24 protein-coding genes and 1 pseudogene are annotated in these 25,526 nt (G+C 62.4%); 15 read left to right on the top strand and 10 right to left on the bottom strand.

Going from position 1 to position 25,526, the window contains the following annotated elements:
- Nucleotides 1-42: 42 nt before the first annotated feature.
- Nucleotides 43-762 carry a peroxiredoxin-like family protein gene (locus V1277_RS04830; RefSeq protein WP_334415210.1) on the top strand — a complete coding sequence of 240 codons (720 nt, stop codon included), beginning with the start codon at nt 43-45 and terminating at the stop codon, nt 760-762.
- A 33-nt stretch (nt 763-795) separates the two neighbouring features.
- Here V1277_RS04830 and V1277_RS04825 read toward each other — a convergent pair whose 3' ends face one another.
- From V1277_RS04825 to V1277_RS04805, 5 genes are all read right to left on the bottom strand, one after another.
- The gene (locus V1277_RS04825) at nt 796-1,311 is read right to left on the bottom strand and encodes a hypothetical protein (RefSeq protein ID WP_334415209.1); all 516 of its coding nucleotides are present in this window, start codon (nt 1,309-1,311) and stop codon (nt 796-798) included.
- A gap of 73 nt (nt 1,312-1,384) precedes the next feature.
- Nucleotides 1,385-1,954 (bottom strand): NuoB/complex I 20 kDa subunit family protein, encoded by a 570-nt coding sequence (locus V1277_RS04820; protein ID WP_334373994.1) that lies wholly within the window; start codon nt 1,952-1,954, stop codon nt 1,385-1,387.
- 29 nt (nt 1,955-1,983) lie between these two features.
- Nucleotides 1,984-2,439: an antibiotic biosynthesis monooxygenase family protein gene (locus V1277_RS04815; protein ID WP_334415208.1), complete on the bottom strand. Its 456-nt coding sequence runs from the start codon at nt 2,437-2,439 to the stop codon at nt 1,984-1,986.
- Between the two features lie 380 nt (nt 2,440-2,819).
- Nucleotides 2,820-3,005, bottom strand: a complete 186-nt coding sequence (locus tag V1277_RS04810; protein ID WP_028347356.1) for a hypothetical protein — start codon at nt 3,003-3,005, stop codon at nt 2,820-2,822.
- Nucleotides 3,006-3,135: 130 nt separating this feature from the next.
- On the bottom strand, nt 3,136-4,038 hold the full coding sequence (locus tag V1277_RS04805; protein WP_334373997.1) for a LysR family transcriptional regulator: 903 nt from the start codon (nt 4,036-4,038) through the stop codon (nt 3,136-3,138).
- A gap of 188 nt (nt 4,039-4,226) precedes the next feature.
- On the opposite strand from V1277_RS04805, the gene V1277_RS04800 reads away from it, so the two are divergent.
- Both V1277_RS04800 and V1277_RS04795 read left to right on the top strand, forming a co-directional pair.
- A complete protein-coding gene (locus V1277_RS04800; RefSeq protein ID WP_334415207.1) occupies nt 4,227-5,051 on the top strand; it encodes a 3-hydroxybutyrate dehydrogenase in 825 nt (274 codons plus the stop codon).
- Between the two features lie 27 nt (nt 5,052-5,078).
- Entirely contained in the window at nt 5,079-6,242 is a 1,164-nt protein-coding gene (locus tag V1277_RS04795) for a patatin-like phospholipase family protein (RefSeq protein ID WP_334415206.1), read from the top strand.
- A gap of 7 nt (nt 6,243-6,249) precedes the next feature.
- Here V1277_RS04795 and glgA read toward each other — a convergent pair whose 3' ends face one another.
- Nucleotides 6,250-7,677: a glycogen synthase GlgA gene (glgA, locus tag V1277_RS04790; RefSeq protein ID WP_334415205.1), complete on the bottom strand. Its 1,428-nt coding sequence runs from the start codon at nt 7,675-7,677 to the stop codon at nt 6,250-6,252.
- A gap of 199 nt (nt 7,678-7,876) precedes the next feature.
- Between glgA and V1277_RS04785 the strand changes: the two are divergent.
- The 9 genes and pseudogenes from V1277_RS04785 (at nt 7,877) to V1277_RS04745 (ending at nt 16,964) form a co-directional block, all read left to right on the top strand.
- Nucleotides 7,877-9,083: pseudogene (locus V1277_RS04785) on the top strand (CaiB/BaiF CoA transferase family protein).
- A gap of 151 nt (nt 9,084-9,234) precedes the next feature.
- The gene (locus V1277_RS04780; RefSeq protein WP_334415204.1) at nt 9,235-10,776 is read left to right on the top strand and encodes an ABC transporter substrate-binding protein; all 1,542 of its coding nucleotides are present in this window, start codon (nt 9,235-9,237) and stop codon (nt 10,774-10,776) included.
- A 6-nt stretch (nt 10,777-10,782) separates the two neighbouring features.
- Complete coding sequence (locus V1277_RS04775; RefSeq protein ID WP_334415203.1) at nt 10,783-10,905, top strand: hypothetical protein; 123 nt, start codon at nt 10,783-10,785, stop codon at nt 10,903-10,905.
- Between the two features lie 19 nt (nt 10,906-10,924).
- Nucleotides 10,925-11,734: an ABC transporter permease gene (locus V1277_RS04770; protein ID WP_334415202.1), complete on the top strand. Its 810-nt coding sequence runs from the start codon at nt 10,925-10,927 to the stop codon at nt 11,732-11,734.
- Nucleotides 11,721-12,593 carry an ABC transporter permease gene (locus V1277_RS04765; RefSeq protein WP_334415201.1) on the top strand — a complete coding sequence of 291 codons (873 nt, stop codon included), beginning with the start codon at nt 11,721-11,723 and terminating at the stop codon, nt 12,591-12,593. The genes V1277_RS04770 and V1277_RS04765 overlap by 14 nt, the downstream gene beginning before the upstream one ends.
- An 11-nt stretch (nt 12,594-12,604) precedes the next feature.
- Nucleotides 12,605-13,585: an ABC transporter ATP-binding protein gene (locus V1277_RS04760; RefSeq protein WP_334415200.1), complete on the top strand. Its 981-nt coding sequence runs from the start codon at nt 12,605-12,607 to the stop codon at nt 13,583-13,585.
- Complete coding sequence (locus V1277_RS04755) at nt 13,582-14,562, top strand: ABC transporter ATP-binding protein (RefSeq protein ID WP_334415199.1); 981 nt, start codon at nt 13,582-13,584, stop codon at nt 14,560-14,562. The genes V1277_RS04760 and V1277_RS04755 overlap by 4 nt, the downstream gene beginning before the upstream one ends.
- A 118-nt stretch (nt 14,563-14,680) precedes the next feature.
- Nucleotides 14,681-15,751: an alcohol dehydrogenase gene (locus V1277_RS04750; protein WP_334420283.1), complete on the top strand. Its 1,071-nt coding sequence runs from the start codon at nt 14,681-14,683 to the stop codon at nt 15,749-15,751.
- A 130-nt stretch (nt 15,752-15,881) separates the two neighbouring features.
- Entirely contained in the window at nt 15,882-16,964 is a 1,083-nt protein-coding gene (locus V1277_RS04745) for an isocitrate/isopropylmalate dehydrogenase family protein (RefSeq protein WP_334415198.1), read from the top strand.
- A gap of 166 nt (nt 16,965-17,130) precedes the next feature.
- Here the strand turns inward: V1277_RS04745 and V1277_RS04740 are convergent, their stop codons facing one another.
- Both V1277_RS04740 and V1277_RS04735 read right to left on the bottom strand, forming a co-directional pair.
- A complete protein-coding gene (locus V1277_RS04740; protein ID WP_334415197.1) occupies nt 17,131-17,952 on the bottom strand; it encodes an enoyl-CoA hydratase in 822 nt (273 codons plus the stop codon).
- 395 nt (nt 17,953-18,347) lie between these two features.
- On the bottom strand, nt 18,348-18,743 hold the full coding sequence (locus V1277_RS04735; RefSeq protein WP_028347342.1) for a helix-turn-helix domain-containing protein: 396 nt from the start codon (nt 18,741-18,743) through the stop codon (nt 18,348-18,350).
- 886 nt (nt 18,744-19,629) lie between these two features.
- On the opposite strand from V1277_RS04735, the gene V1277_RS04730 reads away from it, so the two are divergent.
- From V1277_RS04730 to V1277_RS04720, 3 genes are all read left to right on the top strand, one after another.
- Nucleotides 19,630-20,628, top strand: coding sequence for a TRAP transporter substrate-binding protein (locus tag V1277_RS04730; RefSeq protein WP_334415196.1), 999 nt, complete (start codon nt 19,630-19,632; stop codon nt 20,626-20,628).
- 81 nt (nt 20,629-20,709) lie between these two features.
- Nucleotides 20,710-21,225, top strand: coding sequence for a TRAP transporter small permease (locus V1277_RS04725; protein WP_334415195.1), 516 nt, complete (start codon nt 20,710-20,712; stop codon nt 21,223-21,225).
- A complete protein-coding gene (locus V1277_RS04720; protein WP_334415194.1) occupies nt 21,222-22,541 on the top strand; it encodes a TRAP transporter large permease in 1,320 nt (439 codons plus the stop codon). Before V1277_RS04725 ends, V1277_RS04720 begins: the two co-directional genes overlap by 4 nt.
- Here the strand turns inward: V1277_RS04720 and V1277_RS04715 are convergent, their stop codons facing one another.
- Complete coding sequence (locus V1277_RS04715) at nt 22,542-24,050, bottom strand: sensor histidine kinase (RefSeq protein WP_334415193.1); 1,509 nt, start codon at nt 24,048-24,050, stop codon at nt 22,542-22,544.
- 150 nt (nt 24,051-24,200) lie between these two features.
- On the bottom strand, nt 24,201-25,475 hold the full coding sequence (locus V1277_RS04710) for a serine hydrolase domain-containing protein (protein WP_442894448.1): 1,275 nt from the start codon (nt 25,473-25,475) through the stop codon (nt 24,201-24,203).
- Nucleotides 25,476-25,526: the final 51 nt, after the last annotated feature.

The following is a 25,526-nucleotide window of genomic DNA, read 5'->3' as shown; positions in this document are numbered from 1 at the left end:
CGGCCCAAGCCGGAAAATAATACTGATATGCCGGAGCAAGCCATGACGACAACGCTATCGCCAGCCAACGCCGAACGCCTCAAGGAGGCGTTCCAGCAATGCCGCGACATGGAGGGTACCTTGCGCGAGCAGCTCGAGGCCTACGCCGCGGCGGGGCGGGAGATCTTTCCGGCCTATGGCGAAGCGGTCGACCGGCTGGTGGTGCGGCTCAATGAGAACGGCGGCGGCGAAAATGCGCCGAGGCCGGGCGAAGTGATGCCGCTGTTCCTGTTGCCGGACGAGACCGGCCGGCTGGTCAGCCTGAAATCGCTCCTCGACCACGGTCCTGTCGCCGTGATGTTTTATCGCGGCCATTGGTGCCCTTACTGCCGGCTAAACGTGAGGGCGGTGATCCATGCCCAGGACCGGATCAGGGCATTGGGCGCGCAGACGGTTGCGATCATGCCGGAGACGCAGGCCTATGCCGAGAAATTCAAATCCGAGGCCGCAGCGCCGTTCCCGGTGCTGACCGATCTCGACAACGGCTACGCGCTGTCGCTCAACCTCGCGATCTGGCTCGGCACCGAAATCCAGCGGCTGCTTTCCTATCAGGATATGGCGAGTTTTCAGGGCAATGACGGCTGGGTGCTGCCGATCCCGGCTACCTTTGTGGTCGGCCGCGATGGATTGGTGAAGGCCCGCTTCGTCGATCCCGATTTCCGCAAGCGCATGGAGATCGACGACCTGATCGCCGCGTTGAAGAGTGCAAGCGAAGAGCGATAGCCCGAGCCCATCCCGGCCGTCCTCGCATTGCGTCTAGCGGGAGGAGCTCTTGCGCTTCGTTGCCTGGGCCTTGCGTATATTGCGGGTCCGCGCGCGCCGCATGGCCGGTGTCGGCTTGGCGCGTTCGGGTACGTTGGGCCGATCCGTCGCCTTGAAGCGGTCACCGGAAAGATGGCGCGGCGGTGCGCCGAGAGTTTTCAAAATCTTTCGCGCATCCGCGGTATCCGGCACCAGACGGGCGCCGACGCGATGGGCATGCTCCTTGCTGATCAGCCATTTCTGAGTATCCCAGGAACCGCTGCCGCGCTTGCCGGCGACCCGTTCGATTCCGCCTTTCGTTCCGATATCCTGGGTGCGGAACGTCTTGAATTCCCGCCGCGGCCGCACCTCGATATGGAAGAAGCTGCCGCTGCTGCGGGCTCCGGGCTTGGCGCGGCGGCGCCCCTCGGGCTGAACCCTTGCGTGGGCTTGCGCCGACATGCCGCGCCATGCCGTGCGGGCCTTGCGAATGTTCTTCTTCGCTGCGGCCTTTTGCTTTGCCGTTACCATCGTGAACTCCTCACTGTTGGTTCCGACATATCGTCAACACGAGGATTCTGGCAAGGTTCCCGGGTGATCGACGTCAGCGTTCGATAGTGCCTGAACGCCGGATCTTCTTCTGCAATAGCATCACGCCGTACAGCAGCGCTTCGGCGGTCGGCGGGCAGCCCGGAACATAGATGTCGACAGGAATGATGCGGTCGCAGCCGCGCACGACCGAGTACGAATAGTGGTAATAGCCGCCGCCGTTGGCGCACGACCCCATCGAAATCACATATCGGGGCTCGGGCATCTGGTCATAAACCTTGCGCAGCGCGGGGGCCATCTTGTTGCAGACTGTACCGGAGACGATCATGACATCGGCCTGCCGTGGACTGGCTCGGGGCGCAAATCCAAACCGCTCGGCGTCGTAGCGCGGCATCGCCATCTGCATCATCTCGATTGCGCAGCAAGCGAGGCCAAATGTCATCCACATCAACGAACCGCCGCGGGCCCAGGTGATCAAATCATCGGCGGCGGTAACGAAGAAGCCTTTGTCGCTGAGCTCATGGTTCAATCCAGCAAAAAAGTACTCGTCACGCACGGGAGCGCCGGTCCCCGGGTCCAGGATTCCCGTTCCGGAGGGCGTGATCAATGGTCGGGAGTCCGGCATCGGGCTGCTCCCACTGGTTGTTGCGGGGCTTACGTTTTCCCGTCTATGACGGCAGAAACTTCATACAAATGTGGATCGATCTCGCTCGTGATTTCGTCGAAGTGGCCCCACTGCTTGCGAAACTCCGGCGATTGATGGGCCGATCGCAGCAGATCGCTGTTCTGCCATTGCACGTAGTTGACGATGCGGCGTCCATCCAGACTGCGATGCAGGCTGATCGAAATGAAGCCCGGCTGACGCGCCATGAAGCGGGCGCGCTCGGTCATGACCGACAACGCCTCGGCCTGCTTCTCGGGCTCCGACTCGATGATCGTGATCTGGGTAACGGGTTGGTTGTCGGCTTGGATCTGCGGCATGGCTGATCTCCCTTGATCGAGACCGAATTCAGCGCAGCTTCGTGGCGCAGCGCCCGGCGCAGGCCCCCAGCGTTGCTGGCGCGGGCCGGCATCCGCAAGCTCGACGACGCCGGCGGGCAGTCCAGTCATGGCGACCTCGCCTCAGCTACGGAAATTCCGGGAAGGGGAAGCAGTTCCGAGAAATTGCCCGAGGGCGTGCAAGACTCGCGCGAACCGGATCGCTGCCGCACAAGGCCGGTGGCCGGCCGACCGGATGCAAAGCGTTGGTAGTGGAACCGGTGGAGAAACTTCAAGGAAGAGAAATCTCCGAGAAAAGAAAAATCTCGAAGAAGCCCGGAACGTGATCGCGCGTCGAAAGTTACGTCTGCAAGGAGCAAGTAACCCTCATAGAAGGTGAAAAGCTCCGACGGCCCCGTCATTTTGCGATTTCAAATGGCGGGGTCGCTCTTTATCGACCTTCACTCTACCGAGGAAGCATGCGTCGCGGTTCCGCCGGGCGGAGCGCTGCATCAGCGGGGTGGTTGCATGCCCGGGGAAGTCAGCCAATTTCTGATTTCAACTGCCTTCCTCATTTGCAACGCCTTGCGTTTGGCGGCTTCCTTGTCATCGCCGGGCGGCAGCTTATCCGCTGTCTCCTGCAAATCCTCGGCGATCTGTTCCCAATCTTTGCGGTTCGGGCGCGGATGAGATTTCATCGGTCCCTCCAACTCCCAGCCGAATCCCTATATGGTGCGGCCGTCCTGGATTTTAAGGGGATCCTATTCTGCGCAAATGCGGCGGAAAGCCCGGGAACCGATCCAGTCGGGGCTTCTCAGGCGGGGCTTTTCAGGGAGTTCCATTCCTGTCGATGAGTTGCTGCCAGTTGGTGCTGCGCAGCATCCGCATCACGGCGGATGCCACCGCAGTCCGTTCACGTCCGGCCACGCCGTAAAGATTTACCGTTCGCCGCGCATCCAGCCCTTCGACGCTGGCGCGCTTTAGCGTCGGCGGGATCGACGCAGTATCGGGCACCACGGCGACGCCGATATCGGCCTCCAACAGCTCGATCAGATCGCGCTCGGATGCGATCTCGTGGCTGCGATCGACGTCGAGGCCGTGTTCGCGAAGCGAAGAGTTCACCCGCGCCGCATGCTCGCAGTAGTTCCGCGACAGCAATTGCTCGGCGCGAAGATCGCCGAAGTCGAGTTTATCGCGGTCTGCCAGCGGATGCTTCCGGTTGATGACGAGCTGAAAGTTTTCGGTAAACAGCGGCCAGGTATCGAGCCGGTCCCACTCTTCGCTGATTTCGGCGGCAATGCCGAGTTCGGCTTCGCCCTTCTTGAGATATTCCGCGACTTCGCGGGCGTTGCCGCGCAAGAAACGAAACTCCAGACGATTGAACATCCGCTTGATCTGGTCGAGATGCGGAATCAACAGCGACAGATCGACCGAATGGGTCAGCGCGATCCGGAGCGCGCCGACTTCGCCGCTCTTGAAGGATGAGGCAAGTTCGCGCGCGCCGGTCGCCGCCTCATAACATTGCTTGAGCAGCGGATGCATGCGCTGGCCGAGCTCGGTCAATTGCGCGGCCGGGCGCTCGCGGCGAAACAGATCGCCGCCGAGTTCGGCTTCGAGTTGCTTGATCGCCCGCGTCAGCGACGGCTGCGTGACGTTGCACTCGTCGGCGGCGCGCGTGAAGTTGAGCACGCGCGCGACCGCAAGGAAGTAGCGAACCTGATGCATCTCCATGGTCGTGCCTCGCTCTGCCGTGCAGGAAAGCTACCCGATTGCGCCCCCCGATGACTACCCAAACCGCCATAGCGCGGGCGTATGGTTTTGGAAGCCAAAGGGCATTTCCTTGAAGCCGTGCCAAGCGTGCAGATTGCGGCGGAAATGGTTTCGTTACGACGTTGACCAGTCACACGAAAGGGCAGCCCATGAATATTCAGCTCAAGACACAGGGTGCTTCGGCCTTACGGCCACTGACAGGTAAGGTCTCACTGGTCACGGGCTCGACCAGCGGTATCGGGCTCGGGATCGCCCGTGCGCTGGCCGAAGCCGGCTCGGCCGTGGTGCTGAACGGTTTCGGCCTCGCGGCCGAGATCGCCAAGACCCGCGATCAGCTTACCGCCGATTTCGGCATCGAAGTCAGCTATTCCGCGGCCGATATGACGAGCCGGGAAGCAATCGCCGAGATGATCGCGACCACGGTCGCCAGTTACGGCCGGCTCGATATTCTGGTCAACAATGCCGGCATTCAACACGTCGCCCCGCTCGATCAGTTTCCGGTTGAGAAGTGGGACGCGATCCTGTCGATCAATTTGTCATCGGCATTTCACACCATGCGGCTCGCATTGCCCGCGATGCGCCAGAACAGGTTCGGCCGCATCATCAACATCGCCTCGGCGCACGGCCTGGTCGCTTCGCCTTTCAAGGCGGCCTATGTTGCCGCCAAGCACGGCATCGTCGGCCTGACCAAGGTGGCGGCGCTGGAGACCGCGGAAGAGGGCATCACCTGCAACGCGATCTGCCCCGGTTACGTCTACACGCCGCTGGTCGAGGCGCAGATCGACGGCCAGGCCAGGGCGCACGGCATTTCCCGCGAGCAGGTCATCCACGACGTGCTGCTGGCGCAGCAACCGAACAAGCGTTTTGCCACTGTCGAAGAGCTCGGCGCGCTGACGGTGTTTCTTGCCAGCGACGCGGCGGCCTCGATCACCGGCATCGCGCTGCCGGTCGACGGCGGCTGGACCGCGCATTAGCACGACAAAAATCCGAGGGAGCGTGACATGAAGGACGTTCAGGATATCGGTTCTTCGCCGAACTTGCGATCGCTGGCCAGGTCCGAGTCGGGTCAGATCGTCCTGGTGCTGCAGGGCGGCGGCGCACTTGGCTCTTATCAGGCCGGTGTCTATCAAGCGCTGCATGAGGCCGGAATCGAACCGGACTGGATCATCGGCACCTCGATCGGCGCGATCAATGCCGGCCTGATCGCCGGCAACGCGCGGCAGAACCGCTTGCCGCGCCTTCGCTCGTTCTGGAAGAAGATGGAACAGAGTCCGGTCTGGACCTTTCGCGACATCTTTCCAGGTTTCAACGAAAAGCTTTCTTATTGGTCGACCGTGACCAACGGCATTCCCGGCTTCTTTCGGCCCAACCCGTTGGCCCATGCCGGCGATTCCTATCCGCTCGGCGCCGACAATGCCGGCTATTACTCGACCGCGCCGCTGGAGCGGACTCTGAGCGAGCTGGTCGATTTCAAGCTGGTCAATCAATGCACGCCGCGCCTGACCGTCGGCGCCGCCCATGTCCGCACCAGCCAGATGCGCTATTTCGACAGCCGGGACTGTGAGCTCGGCGTCAGGCACATCATGGCGTCGGGCGCGCTGCCGCCGGCATTCCCGGCGATCCGCATCGACGGCGAGCTTTACTGGGACGGCGGCATATTGTCGAACACGCCGACGGAAGCCGTCTTCGACGATAATCCGCGCAAGAACTCGCTGATCTTCGCCGTGCATCTTTGGAATCCGTCCGGCGCCGAGCCGACCACGATGGCGGAGGTGCTGAACCGGCACAAGGACGTGCAGTATTCGAGCCGGATCTCCAGCCACATTGCCCGCCAGCAGCAGGCGCACCGGCTGCGCCATGTCATCAACCAGCTCGCCGCGCGTCTGCCGGAGGCCGAGCGCAACAGCGAGGCGGTGAGGGAACTGACGGGCTATGGCTGCCCGACGCGGATGCATGTGGTGCGGCTGCTCGCCCCGCAGCTCAGCCGCGAGGACCACACCAAGGACATCGATTTCAGTCCGTCCGGAATCATGCAGCGCTGGGATGCCGGTTACCGCCACACCAAAGCAGTGCTCGAGAAGCAGCCCTGGGTCGGCGAATTTGATCCGTTATCCGGCGTCATCCTCCACGAGCAGATGGAGGCGATGCCGGAAGCGGCGGAGTAGATGGGAGTTACGCGGCGATCGAAGGCGCGACCGTCTTGTGGTAGAGCGCGCTGTAGCAGGCGGCCGATAGATCCCAGCTAAACGATCGCGCCATTGCGTTGCGTCGCATCGTGTCGAGCCGGTCCTTGGCGCGGAAGGCTTCGAACGCCCGCCGCACGCCGCCGAGAAACGACTCCGGCGACGGCTTTGCGAACAGGAATCCGGTTTCGCCGTCCTTGATGGTCTCCGCCAGCCCGCCGGTCTGGTGACCGATCGGCAGCGATCCGAACCGCTGCGCATACATCTGGCTCAGCCCGCACGGCTCGAACCGTGATGGCATCAGCGTGAAATCGCTGCCGGCAAACATCCGCCGCGCCTGTCCATCGTTGAAGCCGATGACGACACCGATCGCATCCGGCCGGCGCAGATGTGCCTCGACCAGCGCCTTCTCGATGTGGGGCTCGCCGCTGCCGGTCACGACGATCTGGCCGCCGGCATCGATGATTTTGTCAGCGGCTGACAATACGAGGTCGACGCCCTTCTGGTGGACGAGGCGGGCGACAAGCGCAAAAATCGGCCCGCGTGACACCGCCAGGCCAAACTGTTTGCGGACATAGTTCGCGTTCGCCTGCTTGCCTTCCCAGTCGCCGGCGCCAAAGGTTTGCGCCAATTGTGCGCAGGCGCGCGGATCCCAGCTTTCGTCGATGCCGTTCAGGATGCCAGTCAGTTGGTCGGCGTCCGAGCGGCGCTTCAGCAGGCCTTCGAGCCCGCAGCCGAGCTCGCGCGTCGTGATCTCCTTTGCGTAGGTCGCGCTGACGGTGGTCAGGTGCGAGGCATAGACGAGGCCGCCTTTCAGGAACGACATGTGATCGTAGAATTCGAGCCCGTCGATGTGGAAGGAGCTTTCGGGCGCCCCGATGCGGCGCAGCGAATCCGCGGGAAACAGTCCCTGATAGGCGAGATTGTGGATGGTCAGGATCGAAGGAACTTTTGCATCCTTCCAGGCCAGGTAGGCCGGCGTCAATGCAGCCTGCCAGTCATTGGCGTGAACCAGGTCCGCTGCCCAATTCCTGTCCACCTTGCCCAAGGCAAGTTCGGCGGCAGCGGATGCAAGCCGCCCGAAGCGGATGTCGTTGTCGGGCCAGTCTTGGCCGTTTTCATCGCCGTAGGGGTTACCGGGGCGGTCATATAATTGCGCGCAGAGCAGGACGTAGACCGGCAGGCCGTCCTTGGTCGCTGCCCGCCCCACAGTGCAGGCCGGCATCTCCGCTAACGCCGCACATTGTCCAACGATATCAATGTGCGTGAGCTGTTCGACGACGTCCCGATAGCCGGGCAGCATGACCCGGACGTCACTCCGCCGACGAAGCGCCCGGGGTAGGGCGGCGGACACGGCGGCGAGCCCGCCCACCCGGACGAAATCATCCATTTCCGTAGTGATGAATAAGACTCTCAAAGGAATGCCCTCTACCAGCCTCTGATGAGAGGAAATGCAAGAAAGGGTCCAGTTTACTCTAAGGGTCCAGTCTACTGGCGATAATGCCGGGCCCTAGCTATCGGTTCCTGATGCGAAAGGCTTTCCTGCCGCGGCGGCGCCCTTTAGGGTCACGCCGCGCCAACAACAAGTGCCGTTAGGCCCAAGGAGCTACACGAGAATGACGATAGCCGGTAACGAGCAGAGGAATATGACAGGCAGCTTCGCAGGCCTACGCGTCCTCGATTTCTCAACCACGATTGCCGGGCCTCACTGCACGCGCATGCTAGCCGATATGGGCGCCGAGGTCATCAAGATTGAAACCGAGGAGGGCGAGACGATGCGGACCCGTCCGCCGGTACGGAATAATTGTTCGACCGCCTTCGGCCAGCTTAACGTCGGCAAGAACAGCCTGGTGCTCGATCTGAAATCGCCCAAGGGCGTCGAAGCCGTTCGCCGATTGGTCGCGACTGCTGACGTGCTGGTGGAGAATTTCCGCCCCGGCGTCATGCGGCGATTGAAGCTTGATTATGCCTCCCTGCACGGCCTCAACCCGAAATTGGTCTATTGCTCGATCTCCGGATACGGCCAGACCGGGCCGTCGGCGGAGCTGCCGGCCTATGCGCCGGTGATTCACGCGGCATCGGGCTATGAGATGGCGCATCTGGCCTACCAGCGCGGGACGAAGCCGGCCGGATTATTGCGGCATCTATCACGCCGACGTACTCACCGGTGTCTACGCATTCGGCGCGATCTCGGCGGCCCTGTATCAGCGCACAGCGACCGGGCAGGGCCAGCAGATCGACGTCTCGATGCTGGAATCCATGCTGAGCCTGACCTTGAACGAACTGCAATGGTCGCAGTTCGAAGTGAAGCCGACGCAACGGCCGATGTTCGGCCCGATCGAGACGACCGACGGCTATGTGATGATGGCGATCGCCAGCGAGAAAACCTTCCAGAGCCTGATGCAGGTGATCGGTCATCCGGAGTGGGTGAGCGATCCGCGCTTTGCCAAATACTCCGATCGGAGGGAAAACTGGACGAGCCTGATGGAAGGCGTGGAGGCATGGTCGCGCACCGTGACGACCGAGCAGTGCCTTGCTGCGCTCAATGAGTATGGCGTGCCTTCGTCGGCCTATCGCACGGTCGCCGAGGCGCTGCGCGATCCGCAGATCTCCCATCGCGGTGCGTTGGCCGAGGTCGAGGACGGCGGCGGCACTTTCAAGGTCCTCAATCTGCCGTTCCGCATGTCCGGCGCCAACGTGTCGGCGGCGAAGCGCATGTCGACGCTCGGCGAGCACACGCGTGCCTATCTGAAGGAGACCGGCCTGTCGGAGGATGAGATCGCATCCTTCGCTGGCAAGGCGCAGTTGGCCGAGCGCGCCTGACGGCGGGGCGTCGCGACGCAAGGGTGGCGATGCTGCGGCTTTTCATCCGCGGCTTGCAAACGCCCTTGCCCGCGCCGGCGTTTCCGGACAATCTCCGAGAGCCATCGACGATCCGGAATACCGGACGAACGACATATCGGAGGGAACATCCATGAAAGCGGCGATCCGTTCGAGCGCGCTCGCGCGAATATTTCTTGTGGCGGGATTTGGCGTGGCGTTGTCGGCAATGCCCGCCAGCGCGCAGAAAGCGGGCGGCAGCATCACCGTCGGCCTTGAGCTCGATATCCCCGGTTTCGATGTGCTGAAGGTCGGCGTTTACGACACGGCGGCACTCACCGCGTCATCCGCGCTCTTCGATACGCTCACCACTCTCGATGCGAACGGCAAGCCGCAGCCGAAGCTGGCACTGTCCTGGGAGCCCTCCGAGGACTTCAAGATGTGGACCTTCAAGCTGCGTCCGGGCGTCAAGTTCCACGATGGCACGCCGTTCAACGCCGAAGCGTTCAAAGCGAATTTCGACCGGCAGAAAGATCCCGCCAACAAGTGCCGCTGCGCCTTCTATATCTCCAACGTCAACAACGTTCAGGCGCCGAACGAGCTGACGTTGGTCTATAATCTCAATGACCCCTCAGTGAACTTCCCGTCGTTGGTGTCCTACGCGAGCCAGACCAACGCGATACACTCCCCGACCGCGTGGAAGACCAAGGGCGACGATTACAACCGCAATCCTGTCGGCACCGGTCCCTACATTCTAAAGTCCTGGACGGCCGGCGATCGCATGATCCTGGAGAAAAATCCGAACTACTGGGACAAGGACAAGATCAACTTCGACCGCATCACGCTGAAGCCGCTGCCCGACGCGCAATCGCGCTTTGCGAGCCTGCAATCCGGCGAGGTCGATCTGATCTGGGATGATGAAACTTCCGCTGATAACATCCAGAGGGCGCAAAAGGATTCCAAGTTGACCGTGCACACCTATGCCGGCTCGGGGGCTGCGGTTTACGCCATGAACACCAAGACCCCGCCGTTCGACGACGTGCGCGTGCGCCAGGCGCTGGTGATGGCGCTTGACCGCAAGAAGATGTCGCAGGCCATTACCAATGGTCTCGCTAGACCTGCCAGCAACCCCTACGGCGACGGCTCCTGGGTCAAGTGCAAGGACGACGGCGCGCTTCCCGAAGACCTTGAGAAAGCCAAGGCGCTGATCAAGGACTACGGCAAGCCTGTCGATTTCAAGATGCTCGTCACGGCGACGCCCCGTGGGCGCACCGTTGGCCAGGTGCTGCAACAATTGTGGAAGCGGGCCGGTGCCAACATGGAGATCGAGCAGGTCGATCAGGCGACCATTCCGCCGCGCGCCTTCATGCGTCAATTCCAGTTGACGCCGTGGCGGATCGTCGATCTCGCCGATCCTGACATCCAGATGTATGCCAATTTCCGTACCGGTAGCCCGGTCGCGCTTGCCAATTATTCGAATCCGGAGCTCGATAAACTGCTCGACCGCGCGCGAATCACCGCCGATCAAGGCAAGCGCAACGAGGACTACTGCGCGATCACCCGGCTGATCAACAAGGAGGCGATCTGGTTCTGGACCTTCCAGAATACCTACTACGCAATCTCGAGCGCGAAGGTTAAGGGACTTCCCAAGATGTATAGCGGGGTGATCGACGTATCGCGCGCCTGGAAGGAATAACCGTCGATGGCGTTCTTCGTCGCACGCCGGCTGTTGTACTTGTTGCCGGTGCTGATTGCGGTTTCGCTGCTCACCTTCTCCATCGCGTCGCTGCTGCCCGGGCGATCTCGCGTACACCATCCTCGGTGACCAGGCGACGCCGGAGAACGTGGCGGCGTTGCGGCACGACATGGGACTGGATCAGCCGATCTGGTGGCGTTACCTGAGCTGGCTCGGCAATGTGCTGCAAGGCGATTTCGGCCGTTCGTTCCGCACCGGACAGACGGTGCTACAGGCGGTTGCCGAGCGGCTGCCGGTCTCGATCGAGTTGATGTTGTTGGCGCAACTCGGCGCGCTCGGAATCGGCGTTCCCCTGGCGATCATCTGCGCGGCGCGGAGCGGTGGACCGTTCGACCGCTTCATGACCGGCACTGCTTTCGGCATGTTGTCGGTGCCGACCTTCCTGTCGGCGATCCTGTTGATCTATTTCTTCGCGGTCGAACTGCGCTGGTTGCCGGCCACCGGCTATGTGCCGTTTGCCGAAGACCCGCTCGCCAACCTTCGCTTCATGGTGCTGCCGGCGCTGACGCTGGCGCTCGCCGAATGGCCCACCATCATGCGCGTGCTGCGTTCCGACATGATTGCGACCTTGCAGGAAGACTATATCGCGCTCGCCAAGGCAAAAGGCCTGACGCCGGCGCGAATCCTCTTCGTGCATGCCCTCAAACCATCGTCGCTGACCTTGGTCACGATCACCGGCATCAATATCGGCCGGTTGATCGGCGGCGCTGTCATCGTCGAGACGATCTTTGCGCTTCCGGGCATTGGCCGGCTGCTGATCGGCGCGATTCTGACGCGCGACCTGATCATTCTGCAGGGGGTAGTGCTGTTGGTCGGGGCGGGTTTCGTCATCATGAATTTCATCGTCGACATGCTCTACGCGGTTCTCGATCCCAGGATTCGCCATGGCCACGCTTGAACTCGATGTCGCCGAGGTGGCTGTAACCCAGCCTGCGCGCAAGGGCCGGCGGCTTGGCATGCTGTTCTGGGCGGCGATCGGCTGGATGACTTTCGTCTTCGCGCTGGCAGTCTTTGCACCCGCCCTGCCGCTGCCGAGCCCGACCGACATGGACATGCTGGAACGGCGGGCCCCGTTCTCTGCGGAACATTGGCTGGGGACCGACGGGCTCGGCCGCGACGAACTTTCGCGCCTGATCTACGGCGCGCGGATTTCGCTCGTGGTCGGTCTCTGCGCGCCTGTAATCGGGCTCACCATCGGCGGCGCGCTCGGCATGCTCGCGGGCTATTTCCGCGGCCGGTTCGAATCGATCGTTGTCGGCAGCATGGACGTGCTGCTGGCGTTTCCGCCGCTTATCCTGGCGCTGGCCGTAACGGCCTATCTCGGGCAGTCGATTCTCAATCTCACTCTCATTCTCGGCTTCCTTGGCGTTCCCGCCTTCATGCGGGTGGCGCGCGCTGCGACGCTGACGCTGTCGCGGCGCGAATTCGTTATAGCGGCGCAGGCACTGGGCGCCACGCATGCGCGCATCCTGTCGCGCGAACTGTTGCCGAACGTGATCCTGCCGCTGTTTGCCTTCTTCCTGCTCGGCGTTGCCATCACCATCGTCGTCGAGGGCTCGTTGTCATTTCTCGGGCTCGGCGTGCCGCCGCCGATCTCGAGCTGGGGCAGCATGATCGGGGAGGGGCGCGAGAGCCTCGACGTGGCCCCGCGGCTCGCCTTCTTGCCGGCAGCGGCGATGTTTCTCACCGTGCTTTCCTTCAATCTAGTCGGGGACACGCTGCGTGCGCTCACCGATCCACGACAGGGCGCGCTGTGAACGCGAATAACTTGCTTTCGGTCGAAGATGTCGTCGTCGATCTTCCGACCCCGCGCGGCAATCTGCGCGCGGTGGATCATGTCGACCTCACCGTCGGCGCCGGGCGCACGCTCGGTATCGTCGGCGAATCTGGTTGTGGCAAGACCATGCTGTCGCGGGCGGTCCTGCAATTGTTGCCGAAGAAGGCAAAGCTCTCCGGCCGGGTGATGTTCGACGGGCAGGACCTGCTGCAGCTTCCGCCGGAGAAACTGCGCAAGCTACGCGGCCGGTCGCTGGCGGTGGTATTTCAGGATCCGATGACCTCGCTCAACCCGGTTCTCACGATCGGGACGCAGTTGATCGAGACACTGCAGGAGCACCTCGAACTGGACGACGCTGCCGCCACCAGGCGCAGCGTCGAGCTGCTCGCGGCGGTCGGAATCCCCGCGCCCGAGCAGCGGCTGGCGCAGTATCCGCACCAGCTCTCCGGCGGCATGCGGCAGCGCGTGGCAATCGCGATCGCGCTGTCGTGCGAACCGAAACTCCTGATCGCCGACGAGCCGACCACCGCGCTCGACGTCACGATCCAGGCGCAGATCCTCGATCTCCTGGCGCGGGAGCAGCGTCGCCGCCACATGGCAATGATCATCATCACCCACGATCTCGGCGTCGTCGCCGGCCGCACCGACGAAGTTGCGGTGATGTATGCCGGCCGCGTGGTTGAGCGCGCGCCGACGCCTGCCTTGTTCAAAAAGATGCGGATGCCCTATACCGAGGCGCTTCTGGCGGCGCTCCCCAAACTCGACGCCGCGCCCCACACGCCGCTGCCGGCGATATCGGGACGTCCGCCAGATCCGACGCGGCCGCTGAAGGGATGCTCGTTCTCGCCGCGCTGTCGCTATGCGGTGGCCCGCTGCCAGAACGAGAAACCGGCGCTCGAGGCGGCAGAGACGAAGGCCCATCAGTTCGCCTGCTTCCACCCGATAGAAGCCCACGCGGATGCCAATGCATGATGCCGCAATCCGCTCCATCGATTTCGTCTGACGCGTTGCTCGAAGTCGACAATCTCGTCGTCGAATATCCTGTCGGTTCCAGGATCGTTCATGCCGTGTCCGGCGTCTCCTTGCAGATCGCCCGCGGCGAAACGCTGGGTCTGGTCGGCGAATCCGGTTGCGGGAAATCGACGCTCGGCCGCGCTGTCCTGCAACTGCGCCGCCCTACCGCCGGGCGTGTGCTGTTCGATGGCCACGATCTTACGACGATGCAAGGCGATGCCCTGCGGCTGATGCGCCGGCGCGTGCAGTTGATTTTCCAGGATCCGATCGCCTCGCTCAACCCGCGCCGCAAGATCGGCGACATTGTCGCCGAGCCGCTGGTGATTGCGGGCGTCAAGGATCCGGAGAAGCGCAAGCGGCTTGTCCACGAGGTGCTGAGCGCGGTCGGACTTGACCCGATGCTCGTCGTCGGGCGGCTGCCGCATGAGTTTTCCGGCGGCCAGTGCCAGCGCATCTGCATTGCACGCGCGCTCATTCTCAATCCCGAGTTCATCGTCTGCGACGAGCCGGTCTCCGCGCTCGATGTATCGATACGCGCCCAGATCCTCAATCTGCTCGAAGAGATGAAGGCCCGGTTCGGGCTGACGCTGCTGTTCATTGCGCACGATCTCGCCGTGGTGAAAGCCGTGAGCGACCGCGTCGCGGTGATGTATCTGGGGCGGCTCTGCGAGGTTGGTCCCTCCGAGCAGCTCTTCGCCACGCCGGCGCATCCCTATACCGCGCTCCTGATCGAGGCGATTCCGATGCCCGATCCGGATGTGCGCCCCACCGAGACTGTGCCGGTGGGGGAGCCGCCGTCGCCGATCGCGCCGCCGTCCGGCTGCCGGTTTCGCACCCGCTGTCCCCGCGCGGATCAACGATGCAGCGACGAGATGCCGGAACTGCGCGCGGTGGCGCCCGGCCAGTTCGTGGCTTGCCATCACCCGCTGATCTGAATACCCGGGGAGCGCTGCCCGCGTTTGTCTCGACGGGACGGACGTGGCAATGTCCGTTCTCAAGAAGTATCTAGCGCCCAAGAAATGGTTCAAGAACAAGAATGACGGGAGAGAAGCGATGAAGAGTTTTCAGGTCGCTGAGTTCAACGCACCGCTGAAAGAGGTGGATCAGGAGACGCCGCAGCCCACGGGTACGCAGGTGCTGATCAAGGTGAAGGCCGCCGGCGTCTGCCATAGCGATCTCCACATCTGGGAAGGCGGTTACGATCTCGGCCATGGCCGCAAGCCGCTGTCGCTGAAGGACCGCGGCGTGTCGCTGCCGCGCACGATGGGCCACGAGACGGTCGGCGAGGTCGTCGCGTTCGGGCCTGACGTCACCGCTGCCGATAAAGGCGATCTCAAGGTCGGCGATGTCGCGCTGGTCTATCCCTGGCTCGGCTGCGGTAAATGCGCTACCTGCGTCGGCGGCGACGAGAACATGTGCGCGGTGAAACCAAATTCGCTCGGCGTTTATTGCGACGGCGGCTATGCCGACTACATGACGGTGCCGAATCCGAAGTATCTTCTGAACCTCAGGGGGCTCGCCCCCGTCACCGCCGCGCCCTATGCCTGTTCCGGCGTCACCACCTATAGCGCGCTGAAGAAGGTCGAATTCGCGTTCAACTCGCCGATCGTCATCTTCGGCGCCGGCGGCCTCGGCCTGATGGCGCTGTCGCTCTTAAAGGCGATGGGCGGCAAGGGCGCCATCGTCGTCGACATCGATGCGCGCAAGCGCGAAGCGGCCGAGGCCGCCGGTGCGCTTGCAACCGTCGACGGCAAGGCGCCGGACGCGTTGGAGCAGCTCACGAAAAAGGCCGGCGAACCCATTCGTGCCGTGATCGACCTCGTCGGCAATGCGCAGACCACGCAGCTCGGCTTCGACTGCCTGACCAAGGGCGGCAAGCTCGTCATCGTCGGCCTGTTCGGCGGCGGTGCGACCTTTGCTTTGCCGCTGATTCCGATCAAGGCGATCACGATCCAGGGCAGCTATGTCGGCAATCTACGCGAGACCAAGGAATTGCTCGAACTGGTTCGAAACAAGATGATCGCGCCGATTCCGGTGACGACGCTGCCGCTCGCGAAAGCCAACGAAGCGCTCGCCGATTTGCAGAAGGGCAAACTGGTCGGCCGCGCGGTGCTGACGCCGTAGCCTGTTGCCGCTGTCATTGCGAGAAGCGAAGCGACGAAGCAATCCATCCATCCGTTATGCCGCGAGATGGATTGCTTCGCTTCGCTCGCAATGACGAGGAAAATTCCCAAATCTCTTTCAAGGAACCCCCATGTCCGCGAATAACGCTCTCCACATCGCCGTGCTCGGCGGCGATGGCATCGGCCCTGAAGTGATGGCGCCGGCGCTGGAAGTCCTGCGCAAGATCGAGGCGACGAGCGAGCTGAAGTTTCGCTTCACCGAGGCACCGGCGGGTGCCAACAATTATCTCGCGACCGGCAAATCGATGCCCGACAGCACGGTGCGGCTGTGCGAGGAGGCGGACGCCATCCTGCTCGGCGCTTGCGGCCTGCCGTCGGTACGCTACCCTGATAACACCGAGATCGCTCCGCAGATCGAACTGCGCTTCCATTTCGATCTCTATGCCGGCGTGCGCCCGGCGCGGCTGATCCCGGGCGTGCCAAGCCCGATCGTCGGCGCCGACCAGCGCGGCATCGACCTCGTGCTCATCAGGGAATCGACTGAAGGCCTGTTCGCCTCGATGGGCAAGGGCGTAGTGACGGAAACCGACGCGCGCGAGACGCTCGTCATCACCCGCAAGACCTCCGAGCGGCTGTTCGAGTTTTCCTTCAAGCTTGCCGAACGGCGCAAGGCCCGCGGCAAGGCGAATGGCGGTCTGACCTGCGTCGACAAGGCGAATGTGTTCAGGGCCTTCGCGTTCTTTCGCGAGATGTTCGATGAAGCCGCAAAGCGCCATCCGGCCGTCAAGACAGACCGCGTCTATGTCGATGCCTGCTCGCTGATGCTGGTGAAGCGTCCCTGGGATTTCGACGTCATGGTGACCGAGAACATGTTCGGCGACATTCTCTCCGACCTCGCCGCCGGCCTGATCGGAGGCCTCGGCATGGCGCCATCAGCCGATATCGGCGACCGCTACGCCGTGTTCCAGCCGTGCCACGGCACCGCCCCTGATATCATGGGGCAGGGCAAGGCCAACCCCACCGCGATGATTCTGTCGGCCGCGATGATGCTGGACTGGCTCGCCGACAAGCACGGCCTCGAGAGCGCAGCGGAAGCCGGTGAACGCATCGAGCGCGCAGTCGACAAGGCCTATGCGGGCGGAATCAAGCCGATGGAATTCGGCGGCAACAACGGCACGGCGGATATCGCCAAGGCGGTGCTGGCGGCGTTGTAGCTAAAACCATCCGCATCGTCATTGCCTGCGACAAACGCGAAGCGTTTGCGCAAGGGAGCGCAGCGGACGAAGCAATCCATTTGTCCCCGCGCGGAGAGGTGGATTGCTTCGCTTCGCTCGCAATGACGCGGATAGGGTTTCGCTCATTGGGCTACGGGATCCAACGCTACTTCCCCTTGAACTGCGGCTTGCGTTTTTCCATGAAAGCCGTTCGGCCTTCGCGGAAATCCTCCGAATCCATGCAGGCGCGGCCGATGGCTTTGATCGCATCCATGTCGCGCTTGCTTTCGTCCTTCAGCACCTCGGCGATGGTGATCTTGGCGGCATTGATGGCGAGCGGCGCGTTGCCGGAGATGGTGCGCGCGATCTCCGTGGTGGCGTCCCACAACTCCGCGTCCGGCAACACGCGGTCGACCAGTCCGATCCGCAACGCTTCCGCAGCTTCGATCCGCATGCCCGTGTACATGATGAGCCGCGCAAAGGATGGGCCGACCAGCGAAACCAGGTGCTTGAGCCCGTCATAGCCATAGGCGATGCCGAGCTTGGCGGCTGGAATGCCGAACTGGCTGTTGTCGGAGGCGATACGGATGTCCGTGAGCATCGCGACCTGCATGCCGCCGCCGAGGCAGAAGCCGCGGATGCAGGCAATCGTCGGCTTGGGGTAACTTGCGAGCAGCGCGCGTTGCGCCTCGCTCCGCTTGGAATATTCCTCCGACGCCGCCGCATTGTGGCGGGTCTTTTCGAACTGGCTGATATCGGCGCCCGAGACGAAGGCCTTGTCGCCGGCGCCGACCAGGATCACGACGCGCACGTCCGCGTCGTCGCGCAGTTCGGTCAGTGCGTGGCCCAGGCCTTCCCACATTTCGAGCGACATCGCATTGCGCTTGTCGGGATTGTTGAAGGTGATGACGCCGACGCCATCGCTGACGCTTTGCAGGATCTTGCCGTCGGCATAGGATATTTCGGCAGTTTTGGCGATGTCGAGCATCGGTTGCGGCTTTCACTCGTGAGGCTTGGTCCATTGTCGGACAAGCGTCGCGCCGAGGTCAATTGCCGCCTTTGCACGTGCGACCAGCAGAGGGCGCCGGGCAATGGGGGGAGTCGTCAGGGCAGGAGCGGGCTCACGCGCATTGCGTGTGAGGGAATATCGGCGTGACGGTGATGCAGTCGTTGTTGATGGTCGAACCGGCAGTGGTCGTCGGAGACCTACCGCGTCGGCTTTTCGCTGCGGTGCATCCGAACTCCGCCATCCCCATCCTGATGGCGTCGCACGGGTATGGTCCCGGCCAGCTCAAGATTTGGCCCAGCGCAGCAACAGGCTACCCGGCGATTTCTCGCACGATTGATCGGGTCCGCGGTGCTGCGATCCAGGCGCGATAGTGCCTAGCCCTCGTTGGCGGCGATCGATTCCATCAAAGACACCAACTGACGCTGTACAGTCTGGTCCTTGATCTTGCTGTAGGCACGAAGCAGCCTCAGGCTGAACGCGCTGTCCAGGAAGAGCAGGCTCTCGACTTCCCGCGCCTTGCCGTCGCCGTCGTAGAAGAACGTCACCGGCACGTCGAGCGCGGTAGCGATTTGCTGAAGACGAGCAGCGCCGACACGATTGACGCCCTTCTCGTACTTCTGAACCTGCTGGAAGCTGACGCCAAGCTTGTCGCCGAGCTCCGCTTGCGAGATTTTCTGTTCCACACGCCGCAGGCGAATCCGCTTGCCCAATTCGATATCGGGTTTGCCGGCGCTGCGCTGTTTCATCTTTTTCGCTGCTGATCTGTTCATTCTGGTTTTACCGTCCTTCAATCGGGAAACCCTGGCAAAAGTAGGTCAGGGGTTCATCCATATGTACCGCGTTAAAGTCAGTCCGGTCCGTGAGTTGGTAGTGGGAACCACGGAATTCCTGAGAGATTGCGGGATGGTAGCCAAACGCCTTTGCGTATTGGAAGCATCCTGATACCGGCGTCGCCAACTACCTAAAGCTGTCGGCGCCCGGGGCGTATTGACAAAACCCCGCCCACTACATTTGGCAAAATATTCGACAAACCACAACCACCGCGAGTTCAATGGCCACAGATTTTGGCCGGCATGCTTACTGTGTCGCATCAAGCACCGGATTTCTACGGGGGATGAGGGCCGATCGTGCCGTCGTTCGCAGCGCGTCGGCGGTTGTTGCTAAAGTTTCCGCGGACACTGATGCCTGATAAAATACAGCAGAGTTCAGCTCCGCTTTCGGATCAGGCGTGCTGGGAAATAGCAGCAATTCGCGTGCTCGCCGCGCTATCGGAATCCTGCAAATGGATCTGGCGCAGCGTCGTTCGAACGGGAGGGACGGGCCGGATCCGACATCGCGCAATATTTGCGGCGTGTCGGTTGCACCGTGCCGGCGGCATCCCACGGATCGATCGATGTCGCGCAGCAACGCACATGCCGAAGCCGTGTCGGGGCGCTTACGGCTATTGGCCCCGGGGGACGCAGGTTCGGCTCGAGCCGGGATTTGCCCAAAATGATGCAATCATCGGCCTGGCCGTCTGCGGCTTATTGGCCTGGGGTACCACTTAAATTGGCTTCCACAGCCGCACCGTTTTGCATACGCTTTGCGGTAGTGGCCGCGTCGTCGGCCAGGCCAAAGTCCCGCTTACAAGGGACGGGCGTTACTGGGGAGGAAGCCATGAAACGAAGAACCCTACTTGTGGGCCTTGGTGCGACGGCTGCGGCCGGCGTCCTGGGCATGCCATCGATCGTCAGAGCACAGGCGCCCGTTACCCTCAACGGGGCGGTGCAGTTCAACGACGATCACGCCTTCACCAAGGCGCTGACCAGGTTCGAAGAGCTGGTGAAGAAGTACTACGGCAAGCCGGTCAACTTCACGCTGCACAAGAACTCGTCGCTCGGTCTCGAGAAGCAGTATTTCGAGTACATGTCGCAGGGCAAGGCGGTCGATTACGGCATCGTCTCGCCGGCCCACATGTCGACCTTCGCCAAGGCGGCTCCCTTCATCGATGCACCCTTTGTGTTCAAGGGCATCGAGCACATGAATAAGGTGGTCGAAAAGAATATTCTGGCACCTGTGGCCGACGAAATCGCTGTTAAGGCGGAGGTCGTCTTGATCGGCTATGCGGGCGGCGGCATTCGCAACATCTTCGCCAACAAGCCGCTCAAGAACCTCGCCGATCTCAAAGGCCTCAAGGTGCGCGTGCAGGGCGCTCCGATCTGGTCGAAGACGTTTGCAGCCGTCGGCATGAGCCCGACGGTGATCGCCTACAACGAGGTCTACAACGCCATCCAGAACGGCGTGATCTCGGCGGGCGAAAACGAGGCGGCCGGCGTCGAGGCGATGAAGTTCTACGAAGTCGCCCCGCACCTCAATCTGACCCAGCACGCGGTATCGATCCGGCCGATCTGCTTCTCGGTGAAGACGCTGAAGACCCTGCCGAAGGACCTGCAGGACGCGATCATGAAGGCCGGCAAGGAAGCCGGCGATTATGGCCGTCAACTGGAGTCGAGCGAGGAGGTCGTCAAGCTCGATACGCTGGAAAAGGCCGGCAAGCTCAAGCGCGTTCCGTTCGAGGAGCGCGATGCCATGAAGAAGCTCGCCGATCCCGTGATGGCCACTTATGCCAAGGAAATCGGCGCCGAGGCCATCTTCGAGAAGATCAACGTCGCCTGATATTTGTCGCGCCGAGCGATAGGAAGTGGGGCAAGCCATGCGGCTTGCCCCATTCCGTGATCGTTACCTTCCGGAGCCATGATGACTGAAATACCAATGCCGCCGAACCCGTCGCTATGGCGACGAGCGACGGCGGCCTATGCGAAATTACTCGAAATCCTGCTCGCCGCATGTGTCGGCATTCTGGTCGTTCCGGTCACCCTGCAGGTCATCTCGCGCTACACGCCGTTCATTCCGTCCTACATCTGGACCGAGGAGATGGCGCGCTTCCTGTTCATCTGGACGATCATGATCGGCGCCATGGTCGGAATCAGGGAGGCGCAGCATTTCGAGGTCGACGTCTGGCCCACCCTTTCGCGGCGGGCGGAAGCCGCGGTGCGGATCGTCGCGCGCCTCGGCGTGCTGGCGATGGCGCTGGTATTCATGTGGGCTGGCCTGGAATTTACGCGGTTCGCCTGGAACCGAACGTCGGAACTGGCCGATCTACCGCTCTGGATGATTCATGTCGCATGGCCCGCGGCGGGTGTGACGTGGATCGTCTTTGCAGGCGAGCAGATCATCGACGAATTGAAAATTCTGGTCGGGGCGAGCCGATGAACGGTAATGTGCTTTCCGCCGGAGAGGCCGCACTGGTCCTGTTCGGCGTTTTCGTTGGCCTGCTCATCGTGCGCGTGCCGGTAGCGTTTGCGCTCGGCCTTGCCTGCGTACCGATCCTGCTGATCGAGCCCCGCCTGTCGATGATGTCGCTCGCGCAGGAGACCTTCAACGCCTACAACTCGTTCATCCTGCTCGCCGTGCCCTTCTTCCTCTTGACCGCCAACCTGATGGGCATCGGCGGCATCACCGACCGCCTGGTGGCGTTGTCGCGCTCGATGGTCGGGCATTGGCCGGGCTCGCTGGCGCAGATCAACGTTGTGCTGTCGGTGTTCTTTGCCGGCATTTCCGGCTCTTCCACTGCGGACGCCGCGAGCCAGTCCAAGATCTTCATCGATGCCCAGACCAAGGAAGGTTACGACCTCTCGTTCTCGATCGCCATCACGGCGGTAACAGCGGTGCTTGCCGTCATCATCCCGCCCTCGATCCTGATGATCGTCTGGGGCGGACTGATCTCGACCTCGATCGCCGCGATGTATCTGGCCGGCATCGTCCCCGGCCTGTTGATCGCGGGCGCCCAGATGGCGACCGTGCATGTCTACGCGGTGCGGCGCGGCTATCCGACCTACCCGAAATCGAGCTGGACCGACATCGGCTACGCCATCTGGCGATCGATACCGGCGCTGATGACGCCGTTCATCATCGTCGGTGGCATCCTGCTCGGATGGTTCACTGCCACCGAATCCGCCTGCATCGCCGTGCTCTATTCCGTGGTGCTGTCGGCGTTCTTTTACCGCGAAACCGGCCCGCGTGAACTCTACAAGGCGCTGCTCGATACCGGGCGCCTGGCAGGCGTCGCGCTGTTCTGCATCGGCACCGCGAGCGCGTTCGGCTGGCTGCTGGCCTATTACAAGATACCGCAGGAGCTCTTGGCCAACGTTTCGACCTGGGGCATGGGCGCGGTCGCGGCCGGCTTCTTCATCGCGTTCTGCTTCCTGGTCGTAGGCTGTTTCCTCGACGCCATTCCGGCGATCGTGATTGTCGGCACCGTGCTGGAGCCCTTAGCGAAGTCGGTCGACCTGCACCCCGTTCAGTTTGCGATCATCTCGATCGTGTCGCTGGCGTTCGGACTGGTGACGCCGCCCTATGGCCTGTGCCTGATGATCGCCTGCTCGATCGCGGGCGTGCGGCTGCGCTACGCGCTGAAAGACACATTGATCATGCTGATACCGATGCTGCTGGTATTGGTCGCCGTCATCATCTGGCCGAGCGTCTCATTGTTCTTGCCACGTCTGATCGTGCCGGAGATGCTTAAATAGCTATTCTTCCCTGTCGAGTGCGCAGCTTACGGTGTAGACAACGCCGCGCGGCAGAAAGTCGACGGTTGCTTCGCCGCCGAGCTGGTCGCGTGCGCTGCGCTCGATCAGCCGTGAGCCGAAGCCACGCTGCACCGGTGCCGTGACGGGCGGGCCGCCTGCCTCGGTCCAGATCAACCGCAACTTGCGCCCGTCGCTTTCTTCGAGGATTTCCCAATCCACCGCGACGGTTCCGGTGTCGTTCGATAGCGCGCCGTATTTAGCGGCATTGGTTGCGATCTCGTGCACGATCATCGACAGCACGACGGCGAGCCGCGGCGACAGCGGGATCCGCGGTCCGAACATCCGCGTCCGCTCCGGATTGTTGAGCAGGTAGGGCTGCAGCACCCGCGCAATCACTTCCCGCAGCTCCGCGCCCTGCCACTTCTCCTGGCTGAGCAAGTTATGCGCCTCCGCCAGCGCGCCCAGCCTTCCCTCGAACTTTTCGCGCTCCGCCCGGCTCGCGCTGCGGAAGGTCTGGGTGGTGATCGACTGCAGGACCGCGAGCGTATTCTTGACGCGATGGTTGAGCTCCTCGATCAGGAGATTGTGGAGCATCTCGCCGCGGGCGATCTGGGTTGCCATCCGCACCGCGAAGGCGAGCCCGACCATCAGCAGCACGGCACCCATTACGCTCGTGATCGCGAGGTTGCGCCAGAGCGGCGCGACCAGCGAGCTTTCGGCAACGCCGGCGGCAACGGTCCAGCCGGTGAGCGAGGAGCGAGTAAAGCTCGTAATCAGCCGCACGCCCTCGAGCGATACCGTCGGCAGGGTGGCTTCCGGATTGTTGAACATCTCCGTATAGAGCGAGGGCGATGCACGCTTGCCGACAGTATCCTGTGGGTTAGGCACGCGCGCGAAATTGGTGCCTTCGCCGTCGAAGATCGAGATCGTCCAGTCCTTGCTCGGCCGCTGCTGCTCGACCATCGCCTGGAAAATCTCGATCGGCGGACTGAAGGAAATGTCGTAGAGTACTTCGCCATCGACGATGACGGGCACCTCGACCGTCACGATCAGCCGCTTCTTCACCGACCCAAAGAACAGGTTGGAATAGACCGGCTTCTTCTCCGCAAATACCCTCCCGACCAGGGCGAGGTTGTTGCGCAATGGCAGGTTGGCCGTATCAGGCGTGAGAGAAGAGAACAATTGGCGGCCTTCGCGGTTCGCCACCAGCACGACGCCGCCTTCGCCATACTGGTCGAGGAAGCCTTGGCAGATGCGGCGGAATCCGTCGAAATCTCCGTCGCGCAGCGCGTTTGTCAGCGATAGCACCTGGAGCGCGCCGGTGATCCGCTGCATCTCCGAGTCGAGCACGAGGCGAATGCTGCGAACCGTTTCGAGGACCCGTTGCGTCGCGTTCTGGCGGTCCTGCTTGTAATGGCTGAAAACGATGCCGGCAGCGAAAACAATCAACGGCAGCGTGGTTCCCGCGACCAGAAGGGCAAGACGCACTGGCAGTGAAAGTTTCGGCAACGCAAGCCCCGGATACACGCCTAATCGGGGGCAAGCATAGGAGAAGCCGCCGAATTTCGCCAAGGATATTAGGAGGATGTTGCTGCGCTATCGGCAGGGCATCGGGTTCCGCAGCGGCCGCCCCGCGCTGCGGAATGCCTCTCTTTTTGCCTAGAGATTACTGTCGGTGATCGCGGCATACACCATGGTGCGCAGCTCGCGCCGCAAGGGATAGGCGCTCGACGGCAGCACCTGAGTCATGAAGATCGTGATCAGCTCTTCCACCGGGTCGATGAAGAACGACGTTGTCGCCGCACCGCCCCAGTTGAACTCGCCGGGACTGCCGGCAATCAAGGTCTGCGCCGGGTTCATAGTGACGGCGAAGCCGAGCCCGAAGCCGATGCCGTTATAGGCCGCTTCCGAGAACAGCGAGCGCGACATCGCCGGCAGGTCGACACCGCCGGGCAGATGGTTGGACGTCATCAGCTTCAGCGTCTTGGGACCTAACAATCTGATACCGCCGAGCTCGCCGCCATTGAGCAGCGCGCGGCAGAAGGTGAGATAGTCGGCCGTGGTCGAGCACAGGCCGCCGCCGCCGGAGATGAAGGAGGGCGGCGACAGGAATGAACTCGTCGCCGGGTCGTCCTGCAGCGTCAGCGTGCCCTTGCGCTCGGTGGCGTGGAACGTCATGCCGCCCTGCGGGTCGGCCGAATAACACGCCGCGAACCGATGCGCCTTGTCCTTGGGCACGAAGAAGTCGGTATCATTCATCCCGAGCGGATCGAGGATGCGCTCTTTCAGAAACTGCTCGAATGGCTTGCCGCTGATCAAACCGATGAGATAGCCGATCACGTCCGTGGCGACGGAGTAATTCCAGGCCTCGCCCGGCGAAAATTCCAGCGGAATTTTTGCAAGGTCGTCGATCATGCCTTGCAGCGTGCCAGCCTTGATGACTTCGCCGATCTTGTTCTCGCGATAGGCCGCGTCGACGTTGCTGCGTTGTTGGAAGCCGTATGTCAGGCCGGAGGTATGCCGCAACAGATCCACGATCAGCATCGGCCGTGACGGCGGCCGGGTCAGGAAGGCCGGGTGCGTACCGGCCACGAACACGCCGAGGTTCTCCCATGCCGGAATGTATTTGTGCACGGGCTCGTCGAGCGCGACGCGGCCTTCCTCGACCAACATCATGAAGGCGACGGAGGTGAGCGGCTTGGTCATCGAATAGATGCGGAAGATCGTGTCGTCCTTGACCGGCACCTTGCGCTCGAGATCGGCAAAGCCCTGCACGGACGAATGGACGACCTTGCCGCGGCGATAGATCAGGAGCTGCGTCCCCGGGAAGCGGCCGGCATCGATGTAGCGCTGCTTCAGATGATTTTCGAGGCGATCGAGGGCCGCCTTGGACATTCCGGCGGATTCGGGGGAGGCGGGGGCTAACATCGGCATCTCCGGCTGGCGACTGCGGCCTTGATAGCCGAAAAGTGTCCCCTGTTCCAA

The organism is Bradyrhizobium sp. AZCC 1588 (genome assembly GCF_036924735.1).
GTDB lineage: Bacteria > Pseudomonadota > Alphaproteobacteria > Rhizobiales > Xanthobacteraceae > Bradyrhizobium.
This window is presented reverse-complemented; position numbering and strand designations above follow the sequence as displayed.